Below are 19,734 nucleotides of genomic sequence, written 5' to 3'. Positions count from 1 at the left end.
ACTTTCAATAAATTTCTGAGTCATAAAACTCACTAGTGCCTATCTTCGTATATAAATGAGTATCTGAAGATAGGCATTCATTCAATAGTAGGAGTTTTATGATGAAAAAACCTTTGCTTGCATTAGCAACCCTCTCTCTAAGCTTAAGTTCAATCATCGCGCCAGTTCCTGCCACGGCTGCGCTACCCCTTTCTGTCGATCACCAGCAACTGCCAAGTTTGGCACCCATGTTGGAACGAGTCACACCAGCCGTCGTCAGTATTGCGGTAGAAGGTACGCAAGTCGCACAGCAACAAATTCCAGAACAATTTCGCTTCTTCTTTGGCATTCCAGAACAAGCCCAAGAACGCCCATTTCGTGGTTTAGGCTCTGGCGTCATTATTGATGCAGAGCAAGGCCACATTGTGACCAACTATCACGTCATCAATAACGCCGAAAAAATCCGTGTACGTCTACACGATGGCCGTGAATACAAGGCTGAGCTTGTCGGTGGCGACCAAATGTCCGACATCGCTCTATTAAAACTGGAGTCGGCGAAAAACCTGACTCAAATCGATGTAGCTGATTCTGACGTTCTCAGAGTCGGTGACTTCACGGTAGCCATTGGTAACCCATTCGGTCTGGGTCAAACCGTCACCTCTGGTATCGTTTCTGCTCTGGGCCGCAGCGGACTTAACTTAGAAAACTTTGAAAACTTCATTCAGACTGACGCCGCTATTAACAGCGGTAACTCAGGCGGTGCCTTGGTAAATCTCAATGGTGAACTGATCGGCATCAACACTGCGATCCTTGGCCCTAACGGTGGTAACGTCGGTATTGGTTTCGCCATCCCATCTAACATGATGTCTAACCTAACTAGCCAAATTATTGATTTTGGTGAAGTTAAGCGCGGCATGTTAGGGGTACAAGGCGGTGAAGTGACTTCTGAACTTGCTGAAGCTTTAGGCTATGAATCTAGTAAAGGTGCTTTTGTTAGCCAAGTTATGCCTGAAAGTGCTGCCGAAGAAGCGGGGATCGAGGCCGGAGATATCATCGTATCGGTCAATGGTAAGAAGATAAGCACCTTCAGCGAACTGCGTGCCAAAGTCGCGACCCTTGGAGCGGGTAAAACCATTGAGCTAGGCGTAGTACGTGATGGTAAATCGAAACAGTTTGAAGTCACACTGGGTGAGCAGGCCGATGTGCAAACGACGGCTGAAAAACTGCATGAAGGCCTGACCGGCGCATCACTGACTAACACAACATCTGCCGACTCCGTACAAGGTGTTAAAGTGAGCTCTGTTCAAGAGGGGTCACCGGCCGCAAGTTACCAGCTGCTAGAAGGCGATATCATTATTGGCGTAAACCGCCAACGAGTGAAAAACCTCGCTGAGTTCCGAGCACTTTTGGAAACTAAACCTGGAGTACTTGCACTAAACATTCAACGTGGAGATCGCACTATCTATTTAGTGGTTCGCTAGGCCGAAGCAGGCAATAATCAAGTCAAAAATGACAAAAAACAGTGAAGTCACGTCAAAAGGACGGCTATATTTTTAGCCGTCCTTTTATTATTTAACTATCTAATGCTATCCTTCTGTTTCTATTTGCAATTGGCTAATTTAGTGGCAGGAGAGCTCAAAAAGGCATGCTGAATTTTTTATTTCGTTCCATCGCGTTAGGACTTGTGACGGCAGCCTTACTACTTGTAGTCATGCCATCATTACGTCCAAATCTTTCCAACGCCGAGCTTCCAAGCATTCCACTCACTGCCGATAAACTGCAAATCTCATTCAACAATGCTGTTCGTAAAGCCGCGCCTGCAGTGGTCAATATCTACAGCCGAAAATACACCGAAAGCGATAAAGTTCAACTCTCTACGCAAGGTCTTGGATCGGGTGTCATCGTTAGTGATAAAGGCTACATCATCACTAACTACCACGTTATCGCTCAGGCAGATCAAATCATCGTTGCTTTGCAAGATGGCCGCGTTGCTGCAGCACAATTGGTGGGGACAGACCGCAGGACAGACATCGCGATCTTACAAGTAGAGGGCAGCAACCTGCCCGTCATACCACAAAACCCAGACTACAAAGCCAAAGTGGGCGATGTGGTACTTGCCATTGGTAACCCATACAACCTCGGTCAAACCACCACTTTTGGGATTATTTCAGCAACAGGGCGCTCTTCAATCAGCCTTGATGGTCGACAAGCCTTTATTCAAACGGACGCGGCGATCAACGAAGGGAACTCCGGTGGTGCATTGGTGAACACTCAAGGTGAGCTGGTCGGCATTAATACCGCCTCTTTCCAACAGGCAACAGAGCTAGAAACCTACGGCATTTCATTTGCTATCCCCTTCCCTCTTGCACAGAAAATCATGGATAAGATTATCGCTGATGGCCGAGTTATTCGCGGCTATATCGGTATTGATGGACAAGACATCAATTCGGTAACGTCAAGGCTTCTTGGAAGTGAGCACCTTGGCGGTATTGTCGTACTTGGTGTCGATCCAAATGGCCCAGCATCCAAAGCTGGCTTTGAAGAGCAAGATATTATCTTGACGATTGATGGACATAAAGTGAATGGCAGACAAAGTGTTATGGATATCGTGACAGACTTAAGGCCAGGAACAACAGTGGATATTCTCGTCTTGCGTAAAGGGGAAGAGATAACTCTACCTGTACTTATTGAAGAAGATACGCGCCAGTAACCAACGCCTTCATTCATCACAAAAATAAGAAAGCCCCGCAATACTAAATAAGCAATGCGGGGCTTTTTCTTTATAGTTCAACGAACTTGATATTAATCGTCCGTTGACTCCAATTCATCAACCTCTTTCGCTGACTCGATTTCAATACGAGTCACACGTTGCAAGCCTCGAGGCAGTAAGCCACCGCGTCGGCCACGCTCACCACGGAAGTTCTCTAGGTCAGTTGGTTTAAGACCTAGCTTACGCTTACCCGCGTACAATGTGAGTGACGCTTCTGGCGGCAATGCCATTAGATGAGAGACAAACTCTTCACGCTCTTTCGCTTTCGCCGCTGGAATATTGATGATCTTATTGCCCTTGCCTTTGCCAAGTTGCGGCAGATCTTTAATTGGGAACAGCAGCATTCGGCCAAGATTGGTGATCGCTAGGATCTCATCCGCATCCAAGTTCGCAATTGGGTATGGTGTCATGATCTGCGCGTTTTGCGGCAGATTAACCAACGCTTTACCACTTCGGTTCTTAGATAGCATATCGCTACCCTTACAAACGAAGCCGTAACCTGCATCTGAGCCAACTAACCATAGCTGCTCTTCTTCACCCATCACCACTTGGCTGATGGATGTGCCTGCTGCGACATTCAAGCGACCAGTAATCGGCTCACCTTGACTACGAGCAGAAGGTAGAGAGTGAGACTCTAGGGAATAGCTTCGCCCGTCGCTACCTAAGAACACCGCAGGCTGATTACTCTTGCCTCGAGCACTCGCCAAGTACTTATCCCCAGACTTGTAGTTAAGTCCTGAAGCATCGACATCATGACCTTTCGCGTGACGAATCCAACCTTTCTCAGATAGTACAACCGTGATTGGCTCGCTCGGTACAAGATCGCGCTCAGTTAGCGCTTTCGCTTCTGCACGCTCAACAAGTGGCGAACGGCGATCGTCGCCATACTTGTCAGCATCCGCTTGGATCTCTTTCTTAAGCAATGTATTTAGACGTCGCTCTGAACCAAGAAGCTTCTCTAACTTCTCACGCTCTTTCTCGAGTTCATCTTGCTCACCGCGGATCTTCATCTCTTCGAGTTTGGCTAAATGACGAAGTTTCGTATCTAGGATCGCATCGGCTTGAATATCAGTGATACCGAAACGCGCCATAAGCACAGCTTTAGGATCGTCTTCAGTACGGATAATTTCAATCACTTCATCCAAGTTCAGGTAAGCAACCAACAAACCTTCTAAGATGTGTAGGCGAGCTAGAACCTTATCTAAACGGTGTTGTAGACGACGCTTCACCGTTGAGCGACGGAATTCGATCCACTCAGACAGAATTTGAACTAACCCTTTTACTTGAGGGCGATTATCCAAACCAATCATGTTTAGGTTAACGCGGTAACTACGCTCAAGATCGGTTGATGCAAACAAGTGATTCATCAACTGATCGCAATCGATACGGTTAGAACGAGGAACCACCACGATACGCGTTGGATTCTCATGATCCGACTCGTCACGCAAATCGTCGACCATCGGCAGTTTCTTCGCGCGCATTTGGTTTGCGATCTGCTCTAGCAGTTTAGCGCCCGATACTTGGTGCGGTAGAGAGGTAATGACAATATCACCGCCCTCTTTATGCCATACGGCACGCATCTTAATGCTGCCACGACCGGTACGGTAAATCTTTTCGATGTCCGACTTCGGCGAAATGATTTCCGCTTCAGTTGGGTAATCCGGACCTTTCACAAAGTCCATCACATCCGAAAGCTCAGACTTAGGGTTGTCGATCATATGGATGGTCGCATCCGCAATCTCGCGTACATTGTGAGGCGGGATATCTGTTGCCATACCTACAGCAATACCCGTCACACCATTCAGCAAGATATGTGGCAGACGAGCCGGCAACATTTGTGGCTCTTTCATTGTGCCATCAAAGTTTGGTTGCCATTCAACCGTGCCTTGACCTAATTCACCAAGCAATACCTCAGCAAACTTCGACAGTTTCGCTTCGGTATAACGCATCGCTGCGAATGATTTAGGGTCATCTGGTGCACCCCAGTTACCTTGACCGTCCACCAATGGGTAACGGTAAGAGAATGGCTGAGCCATCAATACCATGGCTTCGTAACACGCCGAGTCACCGTGTGGGTGGTACTTACCCAAAACGTCACCAACGGTACGTGCCGATTTTTTGTATTTCGCTGCTGCCGACAGACCAAGCTCCGACATCGCGTAAATAATGCGTCGTTGAACCGGTTTTAAGCCATCGCCAATGTATGGCAAGGCACGGTCCATGATGACGTACATTGAATAATTTAGATAAGCGTCTTCGGTGAACTTGCGCATTGGCAACTGTTCAACGCCGTCATAAGTAATTTCGTTAGACATTCATTAAACCTCTGCCAAATCGCCGTTGCTTTGCAACCAAGTACGACGATCATCCGCTCGCTTCTTACCAAGCAGCATATCCATCATCTCCATCGTCGCTTGGCTATCATCGATAGTCAGCTGAACAAGGCGACGGGTATTTGGATCCATTGTCGTTTCACGCAATTGAAGTGGGTTCATCTCACCCAGACCTTTGAATCGCTGAACGTTAATCTTGGCTTTCTTCTTAGACAGGCGCTCTAAAATGCCCTCTTTTTCATCGTCATCTAGGGCATAGAACACTTCTTTGCCACAGTCGATTCGGTAAAGAGGCGGCATAGCGACATATATATGACCCGCTTCCACCAGCGCTTTAAAGTGACGCGTAAACAAAGCGCACAGTAGCGTCGCGATATGAAGACCATCCGAGTCCGCATCGGCAAGTATACAGATTTTACCGTAACGTAGACTGCTGAGGTTATCGCTGTCTGGGTCAATACCTAGCGCCACAGAGATATCATGGACTTCTTGTGAAGCCAGTACTTGATCTGCTGAAACTTCCCAAGTATTGAGGATTTTACCGCGCAGTGGCATGACTGCTTGGAACTCACGATCACGTGCCTGCTTAGCAGAGCCGCCCGCCGAGTCACCCTCGACGAAGAAGATTTCAGTACGGTTTAAGTCTTGTACGGAACAGTCTGTCAGTTTACCTGGCAGTGCTGGGCCTGAAGCCACTTTCTTACGTACGACTTTCTTACTTGCTCGCATGCGGCGATGCGCATTGGCAATACAAGATTCAGCCAGCAGTTCAGCCAGTTGCGGTTTCTCGTTTAGCCATAAGCTGAAGGCATCTTTAACCACGCCAGATACGAACGCTGCCGTTTGGCGCGACGATAGACGCTCTTTGGTTTGGCCTGCAAACTGAGGATCTTGCATCTTCACCGATAAGACGTACGAACAACGTTCAAAGACATCGTCACCAGTCAGTTTGACGCCGCGAGGGAGAAGGTTGCGGAACTCACAGAATTCACGCATTGCATCCAACAAGCCCTGGCGCAGACCGTTAACATGCGTACCGCCTTGGGCAGTAGGAATAAGGTTAACGTAGCTTTCGGTGATCATATCACCGCCCTCTGGCTGCCAAATCACCGCCCACGTTGCTGCTTCGGTTTCTGCCTTAAACTCACCGGTAAAAGGTGATTCAGGTAAGACAGGGAAGCCTTTAACGCCTTCGGCTAGGTAATCTTTCAGGCCATCTTCATAGAACCAGCGGTAATCTTTGTTGTTTACCTTGTCGCTGAAGGTAATTTCAAGGCCCGGGCAAAGCACGGCTTTAGCGCGTAAGTTGTTCACTAAACGCGTAACAGAAAAATTCGCTGAATCGAAATAGCTAGCATCTGGCCAGAAGTGAACGCTGGTACCTTTGTTACGACGACCGCAAGTGCCCGTTACCGTAAGCTCTTCGACTTTATTACCGTGTTCAAAAGCCATTTCATACACTTGACCATCACGACGAACCGTCACTTCAACACGCTTAGACAGTGCGTTTACAACGGAGATACCTACCCCGTGCAAACCACCCGAGAATTGGTAGTTCTTGTTCGAGAACTTACCACCTGCGTGCAGCTTACAGAAAATCAGTTCGACACCCGAGATCTTCTCTTCTGGGTGTATATCGACAGGCATACCACGACCATCATCAATCACCTCTAGCGATTGATCGGCGTGCAGTATCACTTGCACCTTTGAGGCATGTCCGGCTAGCGCTTCATCGACACTGTTATCGATAACTTCTTGGCCCAAATGGTTCGGGCGCGCTGTGTCCGTATACATCCCTGGTCGGCGACGTACTGGTTCTAAACCATTAAGAACTTCAATGGCTCCAGCATTATATTGTTCAGTCATAATACGGAATGCTTCGTTAGAAAATAATAGGTAACTTTGTAGGAAAGGATAAGGTAGATGACGTGCAGCAATGGAGGCTTGGCGATTCGTTAGCCAAATAGGTGAAAAATCGACTAAGGCGCTGCTCTTTTAAACATTCTATCCATGACTCTACTCTACAAAAGTCTAGGTAGAACATAGTCTGGAAGAGACCCTGCTATGTCAAGTGACATCAGTAAGTAACAGGTAAATTTATGACTCTTCCCTCAATGAGAGACGAAAGGCTTAACCAGACGAGCTAAAGCTTTAAGAATTGGATTATCTGCTCAGGGTAACGTTCAAAGTCAACAAAGCTATGATCACCCTCGGGCTCCACCGTCTGTTTTGCACCTTGAAACTTAGCCACCGCCTCGCGGTAATCGAGAACTTCATCGCCCTCTTGCTGCAAGAGCCAAAAATCTTGTGGTTGCTGGATAACTTCCACATCTAACTCTCTTAGCTCGGCAATATGGTGAGCTTCTAAGAAATAGTTTTCGTTAGTGTAAGGATTGGTTTGCGGGCCTAAGAAATCACTAAGTAACTCATAAGGTTTCACCGCTGGATTAACCACTACAGCGCGAAAACCAAACTTGTTATTGAGCCAAGTAGAAAGGTACCCGCCTAGTGAACTGCCAATCAAGGCAATATTAAAGTCGTTTTGATGCTGATTGACCAGCTGTTGTAAATGCTCTGCAGCTTGCTTGGGGTAGCATGGAAGTTGAGGCGTCAATACCTTAATGTCTGGCCTGTGCTCTTTGCAATAGTTAGCCATAACATTCGCTTTGTGAGAAAGCGGTGAGCTGTTAAAACCATGGATATAGAGAAGCAGCGAAGGTTTTTGACTTGCCATCATGATGAGCACTCTTGTGAGTTAGTATCTGTAGACCCTAGTAGCCGTCTGCACTAAAGTCGGGTAGGAACTGACCATCGCCAAGGCGCTTAACGATTGTGTCGACGCTACCATCGTGATTCAAATTGATTTCTCGCCAACCCGGAGACTGGTTATCCAGTGCGAAATCGTCGGAATTGGGTTTGAACTGAACACAGGTTGAAGCGTTGCCATTACCAACACACCATTATGATCTTTAACCATGTCTTGATGGACGTGACCACACAAAATAGCTTTGACGTTACTGTGCTTGGCAATCACATCCCAAAGCGCATCGCTATCTTTCAAGGTATGCTGATCAAGCCACGCGCTACCAACCAAAATTGGGTGGTGGTGTAACAGAACCAAAGTGTGACGCTCAGGGTATTGCGCTAATTTGTCGTCTAGCAAAGCTAACTGCTGGTCACTTAATCGGCCATGCGGAACACCAACAACTTGCGAGTCCAAAAGCACAATCTGCCAATTATTGCCAAGCAACACATGCTCGACTTGCTGAATCTGATTATCTAGTTGCGCTTGCTCTTCAAAAACAGAACCCATGTTCGGCTTATAGTCATGGTTACCCGGCAACCAATAACAAGTTTTCTCTAGCGGCACGATACCATCGGCGAATCGTTGATAAGAAGCCGCACTGTGGTCTTGAGAGATATCGCCTGTTGCCAGAATGGCCTCATAGTCGTAACCAGAGTCCAAAACAGCATTCACCACTGATTTGAAGCTTTCTCCCGTGTTAACGCTGAGCAAGCTACCATCATGCGCTTCAAACAGATGCGTATCTGTAATTTGAAGTAGCTTAATCGGTTGTGATTGTGATGACTGTGACGACAAATTAAACCTCAGTACCCTTTCTTCTATTGTTCGCTAATTATTTTAGTTAAGTATTTTTGCTAACTATTATCTGCTGATCGCTTCATCTGCGAGTTTCTTCTTTATCGATAAGTGTTAACTAATATCCAATGGTGCACGGCTGATACCGTGTTTAAGGCAAAAAGTTAGCCAATCCCCTAAAAATCGATTCAGTTGTGCCTTCTCATCCTTCTGAATCATCTTGTCATTAGGGTAATCATAATGCGCTTTGATACGTTGCATTTGGTCACTTTGGTGAACCTCAGCAACTCTTGCATCGTGATAAAGCCTGACAGACATTTTCGGCAATGGAAATACCGGAACGTCATCACTTTGACAAATCTCCACCAGAGTCGTGTACTTTGTGACCTCTTCCACATGTAGCTGATACGTCATGTTCACAGCTTGGTAGCAGCGCACATCCCCCACCTCAGGTTGAGAGGGTATTAATGCGTTCAACTTCGCATAGTTTGTCTCGTACACACGCATGAGTTCACATAAATCAACGTGATACGGACGATTTGTCGCTAAGCCTGCCATTTTGCCTGTAATCGCTCGTAATTCAGCTCCAACCACTGCAGAGCAATGATCGACGCACCGTTTTCTAACTGACCATCGACGACCAATTGATAAGCCTCTTGTCGGCTCATCACCTGAACGCGAATGTCTTCATCTTCATAGTCTAAACCATGAACGCCATACGCTTTAGAAGCATCAACGCGACCCACATACACGTCTAGCTTTTCAGAGCATCCGCCCGAAGATGGATAGTAAGAAGTCACTTTCTCTAGCTCAGACACCTCAACGCCCGCTTCTTCAACGCACTCACGTCGCACCACATCTTCCGCAGACTCATCCGTATCAATAATGCCCGCGACAATTTCTAATTGCCAAGGAGAGTCATGTTCCAGAGCTCCAACACGGATCTGCTCAATAATCACGACACTGTCTGAGCTAGGGTCGTATGGAAGCATTGCAGCAGCATGACCTCGTTCAAACATCTCTCGTTCAACCGGGCCACTCCAACCCCCTTCAAACAGTTTATGCTTGAACTTGTACTTCACCATCTTGAAGAAACCTTGAAACAAAGTCTCTTTTGAGATGATTTGCACATCTTCTCGGCGAAAAGTTTGCGGTTTTTTTTGAGGTTGTTGCATTATAAGTGCCTCTCTAAGTAAGAGAATCGTGTAGTGTACTCAGATAGACACTATAGCACCAAGGATCTGGTTCAACTTTTTATACAAGAATTGTCACTTTTTTTAAATTTTGACTATTTACTGATGATCGATTTCTATATTGATGTAAAAAACTGCAAAGTAATGCGTGTTTTAGCGCCAATTTGAGTTAGAATTTGAAGAATTCACCTTTCACCCTTGGCAGGAATAGGACCAATGAAAAAACTGCTTCCTCTATTTATTAGTGCTGCAATCGGTAGCATGAGTAGCACAGTTTGGGCGGACACCCTAACTGAAATCTATAACCAAGCAAAAGAAAACGACCCTACGCTATTAGGAGCAGCTGCTCAACGTGATGCTGCATTCGAAGCAGTTAACAGTTCACGCAGTACTCTATTACCTCAAATTAACTTAACGGCGGGTTACAACCTAAACCGTGGTGATCGTGATATTGACGGTGTCGGTTCTACAAGCATTGATAACAATCAGTTAACCGCTGGCATTGGCTTCTCACAAGAGCTTTATCAACGTTCAAGCTGGATTACTCTAGAGACAGCTGAGAAGTCGGCTCGTCAAGCAGACGCGGCTTACGCAACCATACAACAAGATCTGATCTTCCGAGTTGCAGACGCATATTTCGCGGTGCTTAGCGCACAAGACAACCTTGAGTTTGTTCGTGCAGAAAAAGCCGCCGTTGGTCGACAACTAGAACAAACAAAACAACGTTTTGAAGTAGGTCTATCAGCAATCACTGACGTTCATGATGCACAAGCTCAGTTTGACTCAGTGCTTGCTCAAGAAGTATTAGCTGAGAACGATCTGGTAAACAGCTACGAAGGCCTGCGTGAAATCACAGGTCAAGAGCACACTGCGCTAAACATTCTAGATACAGACCGTTTCGCAGCTCGTAAATCAGCATCATCAGTCAATGAACTGATCGAACAAGCACAAGAGAAAAACTTGAGCTTACTAACGGCTCGTATTGCGCAAGACATCGCTCGCGACAACATTTCGCTAGCAAGATCTGGTCACCTACCATCCATCACCCTTGATGGTGGCTACCAGTTCCTTGATCAATCGAAAAGTGACCAATTGAACAGTAACTTTGATCAAGACAACTTCAATATTGGTTTGAACTTGGTCGTACCTCTCTACACAGGTGGCAACATTACATCGCAAACCAAACAAGCTGAGTTTGCCTACGTATCTGCAAGCCAAGATCTTGAGGCGACTTACCGTGGCGTAGTGAAGAATGTACGTGCACAGAACAACAACATCACGGCCTCTATTGGTGCCCTGCGTGCCTTTGAACAAACTGTGATTTCTGCACAATCTGCTCTAGAAGCAACGGAAGCCGGTTTCGATGTGGGTACTCGTACAATCGTTGACGTATTAGATGCAACTCGCCGTCTATACGATGCGAACAAGAGCCTATCTAACGCACGTTACAGCTACATCCTAAGTGAGCTTCAACTTCGTCAAGCTATCGGTACGCTAAGCGAACAAGAAATTCTAGATATCGATGCAGGCCTAAAGCCAGCAAACTAACGACCCTCTAGATAAACGAAAGCCGTTGAATTTCTTCAACGGCTTTTTTCTTGTTTTTGCTAGCTTTCTCACTCTTTGCTAGAGGCAACAACCTAGTGGATGAGATTAACCACGGCCACCTTTAATCGCTTCGATAATCCCAGAAGTTGAGCAACCATCTTCAAAGTTAAGCACTTTAACTTCACCGCCAGCGGCAATCACTTCTTTGCCACCCGCAATTTCTTCCGGTTTGTAATCGCCGCCTTTCACTAATAGGCTTGGCAGCACTTCAGAGATCAGACGCTGAGGCGTATCTTCGCTAAATGGTACAACCCAATCCACCGCACCTAAACCAGCCAATACCGCCATTCGGCGATCGGTTGGATTAACTGGTCGGCCAGGGCCTTTAAGACGTTTGACTGAATCGTCGGTATTCACCGCAACAATCAGACGATCACCAAGCTCTGCAGCGTGGTTTAGGTAAGACACATGACCTGCATGCAAAATATCAAAACAGCCATTGGTCATCACCACCTTTTCACCTTTCGCGCGCGCTTGCTTCACCGCTTCAATCAACGCTGATTCAGCAATCACACCATAGTCGGTGTCTTGGCTACCGTGAATCGCTTCCGCCAGTTCAATAGTAGAAAGGGTTGATGTGCCCAACTTGCCGACAACCACACCTGCGGCTGCATTGGCTAATGCACACGCTTCATCCAGTGGTTTACCCGCAGCGACAGAGGCAGCCAATACAGAGATAACCGTATCGCCCGCACCCGTTACGTCGTACACCTCTTTTGCCAAAGTAGGCAGATGGAAAGGTTCTTGTCCGCGGCGAAGTAGCGTCATGCCATGCTCACTGCGAGTAACAAGAAGTGCCTCAAAGTCATGGCGTTCGATAAGCTCTAACCCTTTCTCGACCAGCTCTTCTTCCGACTTCACTGGGCCGACAACCAACTCAAACTCTGCCATATTAGGCGTCAGAAGTGTTGCGCCACGGTAACGTTCGAAATCGGCACCTTTAGGGTCGATAAATACAGGTACATTCGCCGCACGAGCTTTTTGGATGAACTGTTGAACATGTTCAAGCGCGCCTTTTGCATAGTCAGACAAAATCACTGACTTGCTATTTGGTAGCGCTTTTTCCATGCGGCTAAGCACAAGCTCTGGATCCGTGTTTTCAAACTTGTCTTCAAAGTCTAAACGAATCAGTTGTTGCCCGCGGCTTAACACACGAAGTTTAGTAATGGTTGGGAAATCTTCTAACGCAACGAAATCGCAAGTCACATTCAGTGAGCTCAACGTATCTTGCAGAACACTCGCAGGTTCATCTTGACCCGTTAAACCAACGATGTGCGCCTTACCGCCAAGCGAAGCAATGTTCATTGCCACGTTTGCAGCACCACCCGGGCGTTCTTCGTTATTCTCTACTTTCACTACAGGCACAGGCGCTTCTGGTGAGATGCGGCCAGTTGGGCCGTACCAATAGCGGTCAAGCATGACATCACCGATGATGAGTACGCCAGCATCACTGTAATCAGGTAGGATTGGTTTCATTATGGATCTCCAATTTTTGTTTCAGCGCAGAGTGTATCAGATTATCAATGGCAAACAATTCTTGATAAGTCGCGAGCAACTTATCCAAGCCATTGATTCCATACTTGACGAACCCACTCTCGCTCTTGCTGCAGTTTCTGCTCATCAACATCAGCATCCAGATTAAGCAGGTTTCTATGATGTATTTGGTCGCGCATAGTTGTGTACGCATTGATAAGCGCCATCGCAGGGCCTTCATCAAGAATTCCTTGCGAGATTAGCGACTCAATGATCCGCACGTTATCCGACCATTTAGTCAGTTTTGGCTTCTCATGACTAAAACGCAACACCAAATACTGAACTAAGAACTCAACATCGGTAATCCCACCCGGATCTTGCTTAAGCATAAATCGTCCAGCTTTCTTCCCGCCAAGGTGGTCGCGCATCTTCATCCGCATGTCCGCGACTTGCTGTTTAAGTTCTGGTTCTGCTCGCTCTAATGACAAAATGGTATGACGCGTTTCACCAAAGGCTTGTTGCAGCGGCGCATCACCATAAATCATACGTGCACGCACCAATGCCTGATGCTCCCATGTCCAAGCTTCTTTATGCTGATACTCATCAAATGCTTCCGTCGGGCTCACCAATAACCCCGACGCACCTGAAGGGCGTAAACGCGTATCCGCTTCATACAAAATGCCTGAAGCCGTACGAGTTGAGAAAATATGAATGATGCGCTGAGCAAGTCTCAGATAAAACTGCCTGCCATCAATCTCTTTTTTTCCATCCGTATAAGCATGAACAGGGCAATCATGCATAAACACAATATCTAAGTCGGAGTTGTAGCCAAGCTCCCAACCGCCCACTTTGCCGTAGCCAATAACCGCAAAACCTTTGCCTTCGCGATCTTTAAGGTGGGACGGTTCTCCAAACTTTTCGACCACTTGCAGCCAAGCTTGGTTCACCACCGCTTCAACAATCGCTTCAGCAAGATAAGTTAAGTGGTCACTCACTTTCATGACTGGCAGTACTTCTGCGATATCGGCGGCGGCAATTCTAAGCATACAGATCTGCTTGAACTGCCTGAGCGCTCCATCTGCTGTTCCATATCATCTTCAGGAATGCGTGCGAGAAAATCGCGAAGCTCAGTTTTATAAGACTCCAACGGAACTGGGTTATAAAGCTGCTGCGGGTCAATCAGCTCATCCAGAAGGATTGGATAACGCCCTAGCTGCTCTGAGATCATTGGACTTGCCGTACATAGGCGGACTAATTGAGTAAGCGCAGCCTGATGTTCATCAAGCAACTCAAGATACGTTGTGCGAGTAACGATTTTATGCAGCAGGTGAAGCACTCGAGATAAGCCAAACTGCGCATCTTTATTGGTGAATAGGGCTTGGAAGATTTTAGGCATCAATCGATTTAGCACTTCGCGTCCGCGAGGCCCCAATGTCTTCTTCGCTAAATCTTGCTTGAACTGAATGATCGTTTGGGCATGAACTTCTACATCATTAAGGTGCACATCTTTTTCGAGCACATCTTCAATCACATCTTGCTTGTGGGCCATATCCCACAGTTCATGGAAGTGTTTCGCTACGCTCGTGCTTTCTTCTTCCTCTTGGCCAATCAATTGGTCGAAGACAGCGTGAACTGCTTTCATGTGAGTTTGAGTATCGACAACTAGCTCCGTCCACTCTTGATACCCCATGGCAACCGCCAGCTTTAGCTGTTCAATATCGTTATCAGGTAAAGTTTGAGTTTGTTTATCCGCCATGGCTTGAAGTAAGTTTTCTAGCCTACGTAGATACTTATAGGCATCGGACAAATTCTGTACTTCTTGCTTATCAAGCAGATGTAACTCATCAATCGCCTCTAAAGTTTCGAGTAGGCCTCGCTGGCGAAGGCTAGGCTCACGCCCACCACGAATAAGCTGGAAAACCTGCGCGATAAATTCGATTTCACGAATGCCGCCCGCACCGAGCTTAATGTTGTTGCTTAAGCCACGGCGACGAACCTCACTACTAATCATCGATTTCATGCGGCGCAGAGATTGAACCGCGCTAAAGTCGATGTAACGTCGGAATACGAACGGGCGAAGCATCTGGCGCAGCTCTTGGTACTCTGGGTACATTTCACGTCCCATTACGCGTGCTTTGATCATCGCGTAACGCTCCCAATCTCGCCCTTGCTCTTGGTAGTAGTCTTCCAGTGCCGCGTAGCTCATCACCAAGGGGCCACTTTCGCCAAACGGGCGTAAACGCATATCAACTCGATAACAGAAGCCATCAAAAGTCTGCTGGTCTAACGCTTTAATCACACGCTGCCCGAGACGTGTAAAGAACTGTGCATTGGCAATTGAGCGCCTAGCGCCTTGGGTTTCGCCGTTCTCTGGGTAAGTGAAGATCAAATCGATATCAGAAGAGAAGTTGAGCTCGCCACCACCCAATTTACCCATACCAATGATTAGCATTGGCTGAGCTTCGCCTTGCTCATTACAGGGTGTGCCCCACTCGTTGCAGCAAATTTGGTACTGCCATTGGTAGGTTTCAAAAATCATCGCCTCTGCCAAACAAGACAGATGGGCCAAACTCTCTTCAAGCGGCCACGACTGAGTAAAATCACGCCAAGCAATATAGACCATCTCACGATTACGAAATTGACGCAGCACGCGATGACTACTCATTTCATCACTACAGTCAGCAAGCAGGGCCGCTAGCCGCTCTCGATAGCTTTGACATCTTTCTTCTTGAGCCAGCATTGAAGGCAATTGGTCCACCAATGCTTCATCTCTTTGTAGCGTCTCGCAAACGAATTGACTCAAGGTGCACACGTAGCTGAGTTGGCTCTGCAAATCTTCGGGCCATGCATCAAAAGTAGCTTGATGTTGTTCGAGTAATTGAGAAAGGTGAGGATCAACCTGTGTGGTTAGCTGAGCAGGCAATTGCATTGTTCTTCCTTGTTGAGACTAGCGCGACGAGTTATGTCTCTATTTATATCAAACTTAGCGCAATAAAAAACGCCCACAGTATCAATGTGGGCGTTTTTCATAGAGTTATCATCAATTAGACTTTAAAGGACGTGATCTTTCCGTCTAACTCTTCCGCATTGGTCTGCATGATTTCTGACGTTTCAAGCAGCTCACTGACCACGGTTACCGACGCTTCTACCAACTCTCGTACGTTGGTTAGGTTCTGGTTCATCTCTTCCGCGACACTGCTTTGCTGACCTGCCGCTGTTGCAATTTGGAAGTTCATGTCATTGATCTGATTAACTTGAGCCACAATGCCATCAAGCTCAGAGCCAGCGTTCGTCACAAGCTCCACACCCGTTGCCGCTTCAACCACACTTTTCTCCATCAACTCTACCGCTGAATTTGCGCTGGTTTGTAACTGAGTGATCATCTCTTGAATCTCAACCGTTGCTTGTTGAGTGCGCTGCGCTAGGTTACGAACTTCATCCGCAACAACCGCAAAGCCACGACCCGCTTCGCCGGCACGTGCTGCTTCAATCGCCGCGTTCAATGCTAGAAGGTTGGTTTGCTCAGAAATACCTTGGATAGTACCGACCACACTGCCGATTGAATCCACACTTTCTTCAACTTGGTTTACTGCTTGTGCCGATGCCGAAATGTCTTGCGACAGCACACTCATTTTATCGACGCTATCTTGAACAAAGCGTTGACCGGTTTCTGCTTGACCTGAAGCGCTTTCCGTTAAACTAGAAGCGCTTTGTGCATGTTCAGCAACCGTTTGGACCGTTGAGGTCATTTCGCTCATTGCGGTAGCAAGCTGATCAATTTCATTAAACTCTTCTTGAGCTGATTCTTTTGTCTCAGACATGCTTAGTGTCATGATTTCAGTCAGGCCGGCTAGCTCTTGAGAAGAGGTCACTTGCATCTTAATCATTTCTTGTAGCTGAACTCGTGTCTTTTCAAGTTCACGCGCGACATCGCCATATTCATCTTTACAATCCATATGGATTGGCTGCGATAGGTCACGGCTTGCCATCTTCTTAATCGATTCGCTCAGGTATTGAGTTTGTCGCAACATAACACGGGCTGCGAACAAAAGAAGAACCACAAAAACAACGACCATTGCGGCAGTTTGCCAAACGATTTTTACCAAGTAGGCTTGGTAATGTTCTTGAGCGATTTCAGTGCTTTGAGTCGCTGCCACCAACGAATCATAAAAAGTACTCGCGTCCCAGAGCTGCTTACCGATGATTAGTACGGTACTAAACACCATGAGCATGACCATCTTAGGGATAAGGCGTGTATTGGTAATTACCTTTTCCCATGCTTAAATGCCAAAGTCGTCATTGTCAGTTCTCCACTAAGTCTTATATATTGATTTTTAACCCAAAGATTTAGAGGGTTAAAAAACTTACCCGATATTTATTTCGAGCTTCGTATGAATAAAGATGATAACAAAGACAGCACTAAACCTATGAGCTTATTGTCACTAATCCTGTCATTCATGGCGCTATTTGTGATCTCAAGCTTGCTCTTTTTGCCTGTCGACCATGAAACTCGTCAGGTCCTTATCGGCTTAGACTTCCTGATCTGTAGCGTATTCATCATACAGTTGACTATAGATATGATCCGCGCCACAGATCGTGTGCAATTCTTGAAAAAACATTGGATAGATTACGTCGCAAGTATCCCTTTGATTGAACCGCTGAGATATGCACGGATTTTCCAAATTTTGCGAGTCATATTACTGCTTCGGTCAAGCCAAAACATCGCCGCCCTTCTTACTCGCAACCGCACAGAGACGACGTTAGCCTCCATTATCTTGTTGATGGTGGTGTTAATGGCGGTGGGTTCAAGCGTCATGCTGTTTCTTGAAGGGCCGAATCCCGAGTCCAATATAGATAATGCAGGCGACGCCATGTGGTGGGCGCTAGTGACTATATCGACCGTCGGCTATGGGGATCACTACCCCGTGACCGATTCCGGCAAATTACTCGCGGCTGGGTTGATCGTTTCCGGTGTGGGCTTGTTCGGTATGATTTCAGGTTTGATCACTTCCCTCATTACCTCTCCAACCAAGCAACAAGAGAGCCGCTCAGAGAACAAAGAACGTTTATTAATAGAGATCACTCAGCATCAAACGAAAATTATACAGCGATTGGAAGCCATTGAAGATAGGCTCGAGCAGCTAGAAAAAAAGACGTAGGCGGTCCATTTATTATTGCGCCATAAACAAAAGGCCTAGTGATCATTCACTAGGCCTTTAGGATAGAAAACTGGGTTTCGATTACTCTTGCCAGTATGGGGCAGCTTCAACACTAATTAAGCGCGTTTGCTCCATAGCGTGCAAAATGGATGTTTCTTGGCGGAAAAGCCATCGCTCTAACTGCTCACGCTCTTCTTCGCCATCAAGCTTATCCATGAGATTCGCAAGCGGCTTTAGCATCAACAGGTCATCAATGCCCTGCATCAAGTCAGCCCATGGTAAGCGGAAGCTGTTGCGCTCGTCGGCATCATACAAACTTGCAAAACCAAGCCCAGTGTATAAGTTACGCATCAAGCGGTATTGCTGATCGATGTATTCTTGACGAGATAGCGTGCGCTCCGGTGGGAAAGCTTCCATCAGCTCTGCCCAAGTGCGGTCTAATTGCTGGACAGAAAACGGCAAGATATTACGCGCCATTTTTTGTCGGGCTTTTTCATCGAGGAAGGGCTGCCAACCTCGGCTCAAAATCCAACGGCTAAGATCCAACAGAAGACCGGTATAACGTGCCGAAGACAATAACGTTAAGTTACTTTCTCGATCAGGCAGCTGTTCTTGCATCACTTTAAGTTCCCCAACGAGGAACTTACGAGCATCCAGTTTACGCAGTACGTGGCCTTTGTCTTCTAACAGGTCATCAAGGTAGTCAAACTCTTGCAGCCACTCAAGCTCTTGCTCTAGCCATTTCAGTTCTTGTCTCAAGATAGCACTGGCGCGACGCGGTACAATGCCACCGTAAATGGTCAACGTTTGTCGAATAAAACTGATGGATTGGCGAATTTGGTGCAGCGCCTCATTCGATTCTCTTTCTGAGTAAATCTGCTCGTGATAGTGCCAATGAGAAAGCGCGTGTTCTAAGGTATTAATGAAGCAAGACTCAACCGTGTCGTTTTTGTCTGTCGCGACTAATGTCAGCTCTTTAACTTCATCTTCTTCGTGCCCCTGAGCTAAGCGGTAACCACGCGCGGCTTTACTTAAGTTGCCTAGGCGCATGCCGCCTGCTTCACATAATGTGCGAGCCAAAGTGAATAATGAATCCGCTTGGCCAGATTTAAGTTCTAACTCAACTTCACAGATAGGATCTTCTTTATCACCCGCGATAACCAAGCCTTGATCGAAAGCCACTTCGATTTGGCTGCCATCTGGCATGCCAATTAGCCACTGCTCACGAGTGAAGTTAGTCGAGAAAAGAGGCGTTAACTGCTGCTGAACTTCAGAGAAAGTTCTTCCCTGTGGCCAAATATCTTCTGGATGCAAAGACAAATCTGGCTCGTTGGAGTTGTGTTCAGCATTATATTCAGGTCTTTGGTGCAAACCTGCGACTACGCGTCCAGCCGTTTTCACGGTTTGAACAAAAACATCATCAAATCGACGAATACGTAAGCCGATGTCATGCCCTCTAAGCCAGTTGTCAGCGGTATCAAAGTAAGTATTTCCTAACTCACGACAACTGTGCTGAAGCACTTTTGCTTCGGAGATTTTTTCCAGTAAAACATCTGAAAAATCAGGAGAAACAAAAAACTTCAGTTCTATCTCGGTTTCCATATCTATACCTTTCAAA

General features: G+C 46.7%; 11 protein-coding genes and 3 pseudogenes. 4 read left to right on the top strand and 10 right to left on the bottom strand.

Annotated elements, in window-relative coordinates; all coding sequences use genetic code 11:
* Nucleotides 1–101 precede the first annotated feature (101 nt).
* Entirely contained in the window at nucleotides 102–1,460 is a 1,359-nt protein-coding gene (locus UA76_RS16660) for a DegQ family serine endoprotease (RefSeq protein ID WP_047048476.1), read from the top strand.
* A 164-nt stretch (nucleotides 1,461–1,624) separates the two neighbouring features.
* Nucleotides 1,625–2,689: an outer membrane-stress sensor serine endopeptidase DegS gene (gene degS / locus UA76_RS16655; protein WP_047048475.1), complete on the top strand. Its 1,065-nt coding sequence runs from the start codon at nucleotides 1,625–1,627 to the stop codon at nucleotides 2,687–2,689.
* A gap of 92 nt (nucleotides 2,690–2,781) precedes the next feature.
* On the opposite strand, the gene parC is transcribed toward degS, so the two are convergent.
* From parC to nudF, 6 genes and pseudogenes are all read right to left on the bottom strand, one after another.
* Complete coding sequence (parC, locus tag UA76_RS16650; RefSeq protein WP_047048472.1) at nucleotides 2,782–5,064, bottom strand: DNA topoisomerase IV subunit A; 2,283 nt, start codon at nucleotides 5,062–5,064, stop codon at nucleotides 2,782–2,784.
* A gap of 3 nt (nucleotides 5,065–5,067) precedes the next feature.
* Nucleotides 5,068–6,948 carry a DNA topoisomerase IV subunit B gene (gene parE / locus UA76_RS16645; protein ID WP_047048469.1) on the bottom strand — a complete coding sequence of 627 codons (1,881 nt, stop codon included), beginning with the start codon at nucleotides 6,946–6,948 and terminating at the stop codon, nucleotides 5,068–5,070.
* A gap of 277 nt (nucleotides 6,949–7,225) precedes the next feature.
* Nucleotides 7,226–7,819, bottom strand: a complete 594-nt coding sequence (gene yqiA, locus UA76_RS16640; protein WP_047048467.1) for an esterase YqiA — start codon at nucleotides 7,817–7,819, stop codon at nucleotides 7,226–7,228.
* A 34-nt stretch (nucleotides 7,820–7,853) separates the two neighbouring features.
* A pseudogene (cpdA, locus tag UA76_RS16635) lies at nucleotides 7,854–8,623 on the bottom strand (3',5'-cyclic-AMP phosphodiesterase).
* A gap of 174 nt (nucleotides 8,624–8,797) precedes the next feature.
* The gene (locus UA76_RS16630) at nucleotides 8,798–9,241 is read right to left on the bottom strand and encodes a DUF1249 family protein (protein ID WP_047048464.1); all 444 of its coding nucleotides are present in this window, start codon (nucleotides 9,239–9,241) and stop codon (nucleotides 8,798–8,800) included.
* Nucleotides 9,229–9,858 (bottom strand): ADP-ribose diphosphatase, encoded by a 630-nt coding sequence (gene nudF, locus UA76_RS16625; RefSeq protein WP_047048461.1) that lies wholly within the window; start codon nucleotides 9,856–9,858, stop codon nucleotides 9,229–9,231. Before nudF ends, UA76_RS16630 begins: the two co-directional genes overlap by 13 nt.
* 234 nt (nucleotides 9,859–10,092) lie before the next feature.
* On the opposite strand from nudF, the gene tolC reads away from it, so the two are divergent.
* Entirely contained in the window at nucleotides 10,093–11,424 is a 1,332-nt protein-coding gene (gene tolC / locus UA76_RS16620; protein WP_047048458.1) for an outer membrane channel protein TolC, read from the top strand.
* Between the two features lie 105 nt (nucleotides 11,425–11,529).
* Here tolC and hldE read toward each other — a convergent pair whose 3' ends face one another.
* From hldE to UA76_RS16605, 3 genes and pseudogenes are all read right to left on the bottom strand, one after another.
* Nucleotides 11,530–12,960, bottom strand: a complete 1,431-nt coding sequence (hldE, locus tag UA76_RS16615; protein ID WP_047048455.1) for a bifunctional D-glycero-beta-D-manno-heptose-7-phosphate kinase/D-glycero-beta-D-manno-heptose 1-phosphate adenylyltransferase HldE — start codon at nucleotides 12,958–12,960, stop codon at nucleotides 11,530–11,532.
* A gap of 80 nt (nucleotides 12,961–13,040) precedes the next feature.
* Nucleotides 13,041–15,886: pseudogene (gene glnE / locus UA76_RS16610) on the bottom strand (bifunctional [glutamate--ammonia ligase]-adenylyl-L-tyrosine phosphorylase/[glutamate--ammonia-ligase] adenylyltransferase).
* Between the two features lie 115 nt (nucleotides 15,887–16,001).
* Nucleotides 16,002–17,257 (bottom strand): annotated as a pseudogene (locus tag UA76_RS16605) (methyl-accepting chemotaxis protein).
* A gap of 91 nt (nucleotides 17,258–17,348) precedes the next feature.
* On the opposite strand from UA76_RS16605, the gene UA76_RS16600 reads away from it, so the two are divergent.
* Nucleotides 17,349–18,116 (top strand): potassium channel family protein, encoded by a 768-nt coding sequence (locus UA76_RS16600; RefSeq protein WP_047048450.1) that lies wholly within the window; start codon nucleotides 17,349–17,351, stop codon nucleotides 18,114–18,116.
* 81 nt (nucleotides 18,117–18,197) lie between these two features.
* On the opposite strand, the gene UA76_RS16595 is transcribed toward UA76_RS16600, so the two are convergent.
* Nucleotides 18,198–19,718, bottom strand: coding sequence for a CYTH and CHAD domain-containing protein (locus tag UA76_RS16595; RefSeq protein ID WP_047048704.1), 1,521 nt, complete (start codon nucleotides 19,716–19,718; stop codon nucleotides 18,198–18,200).
* Nucleotides 19,719–19,734 lie beyond the last annotated feature (16 nt).

This window comes from Vibrio mexicanus (assembly GCF_001012815.1).
In the GTDB taxonomy this organism is placed as follows: domain Bacteria; phylum Pseudomonadota; class Gammaproteobacteria; order Enterobacterales; family Vibrionaceae; genus Vibrio; species Vibrio mexicanus.
The sequence above is the reverse complement of the archived record's forward strand: the minus strand, read 5'-3'. Positions and strand labels throughout refer to the sequence as shown.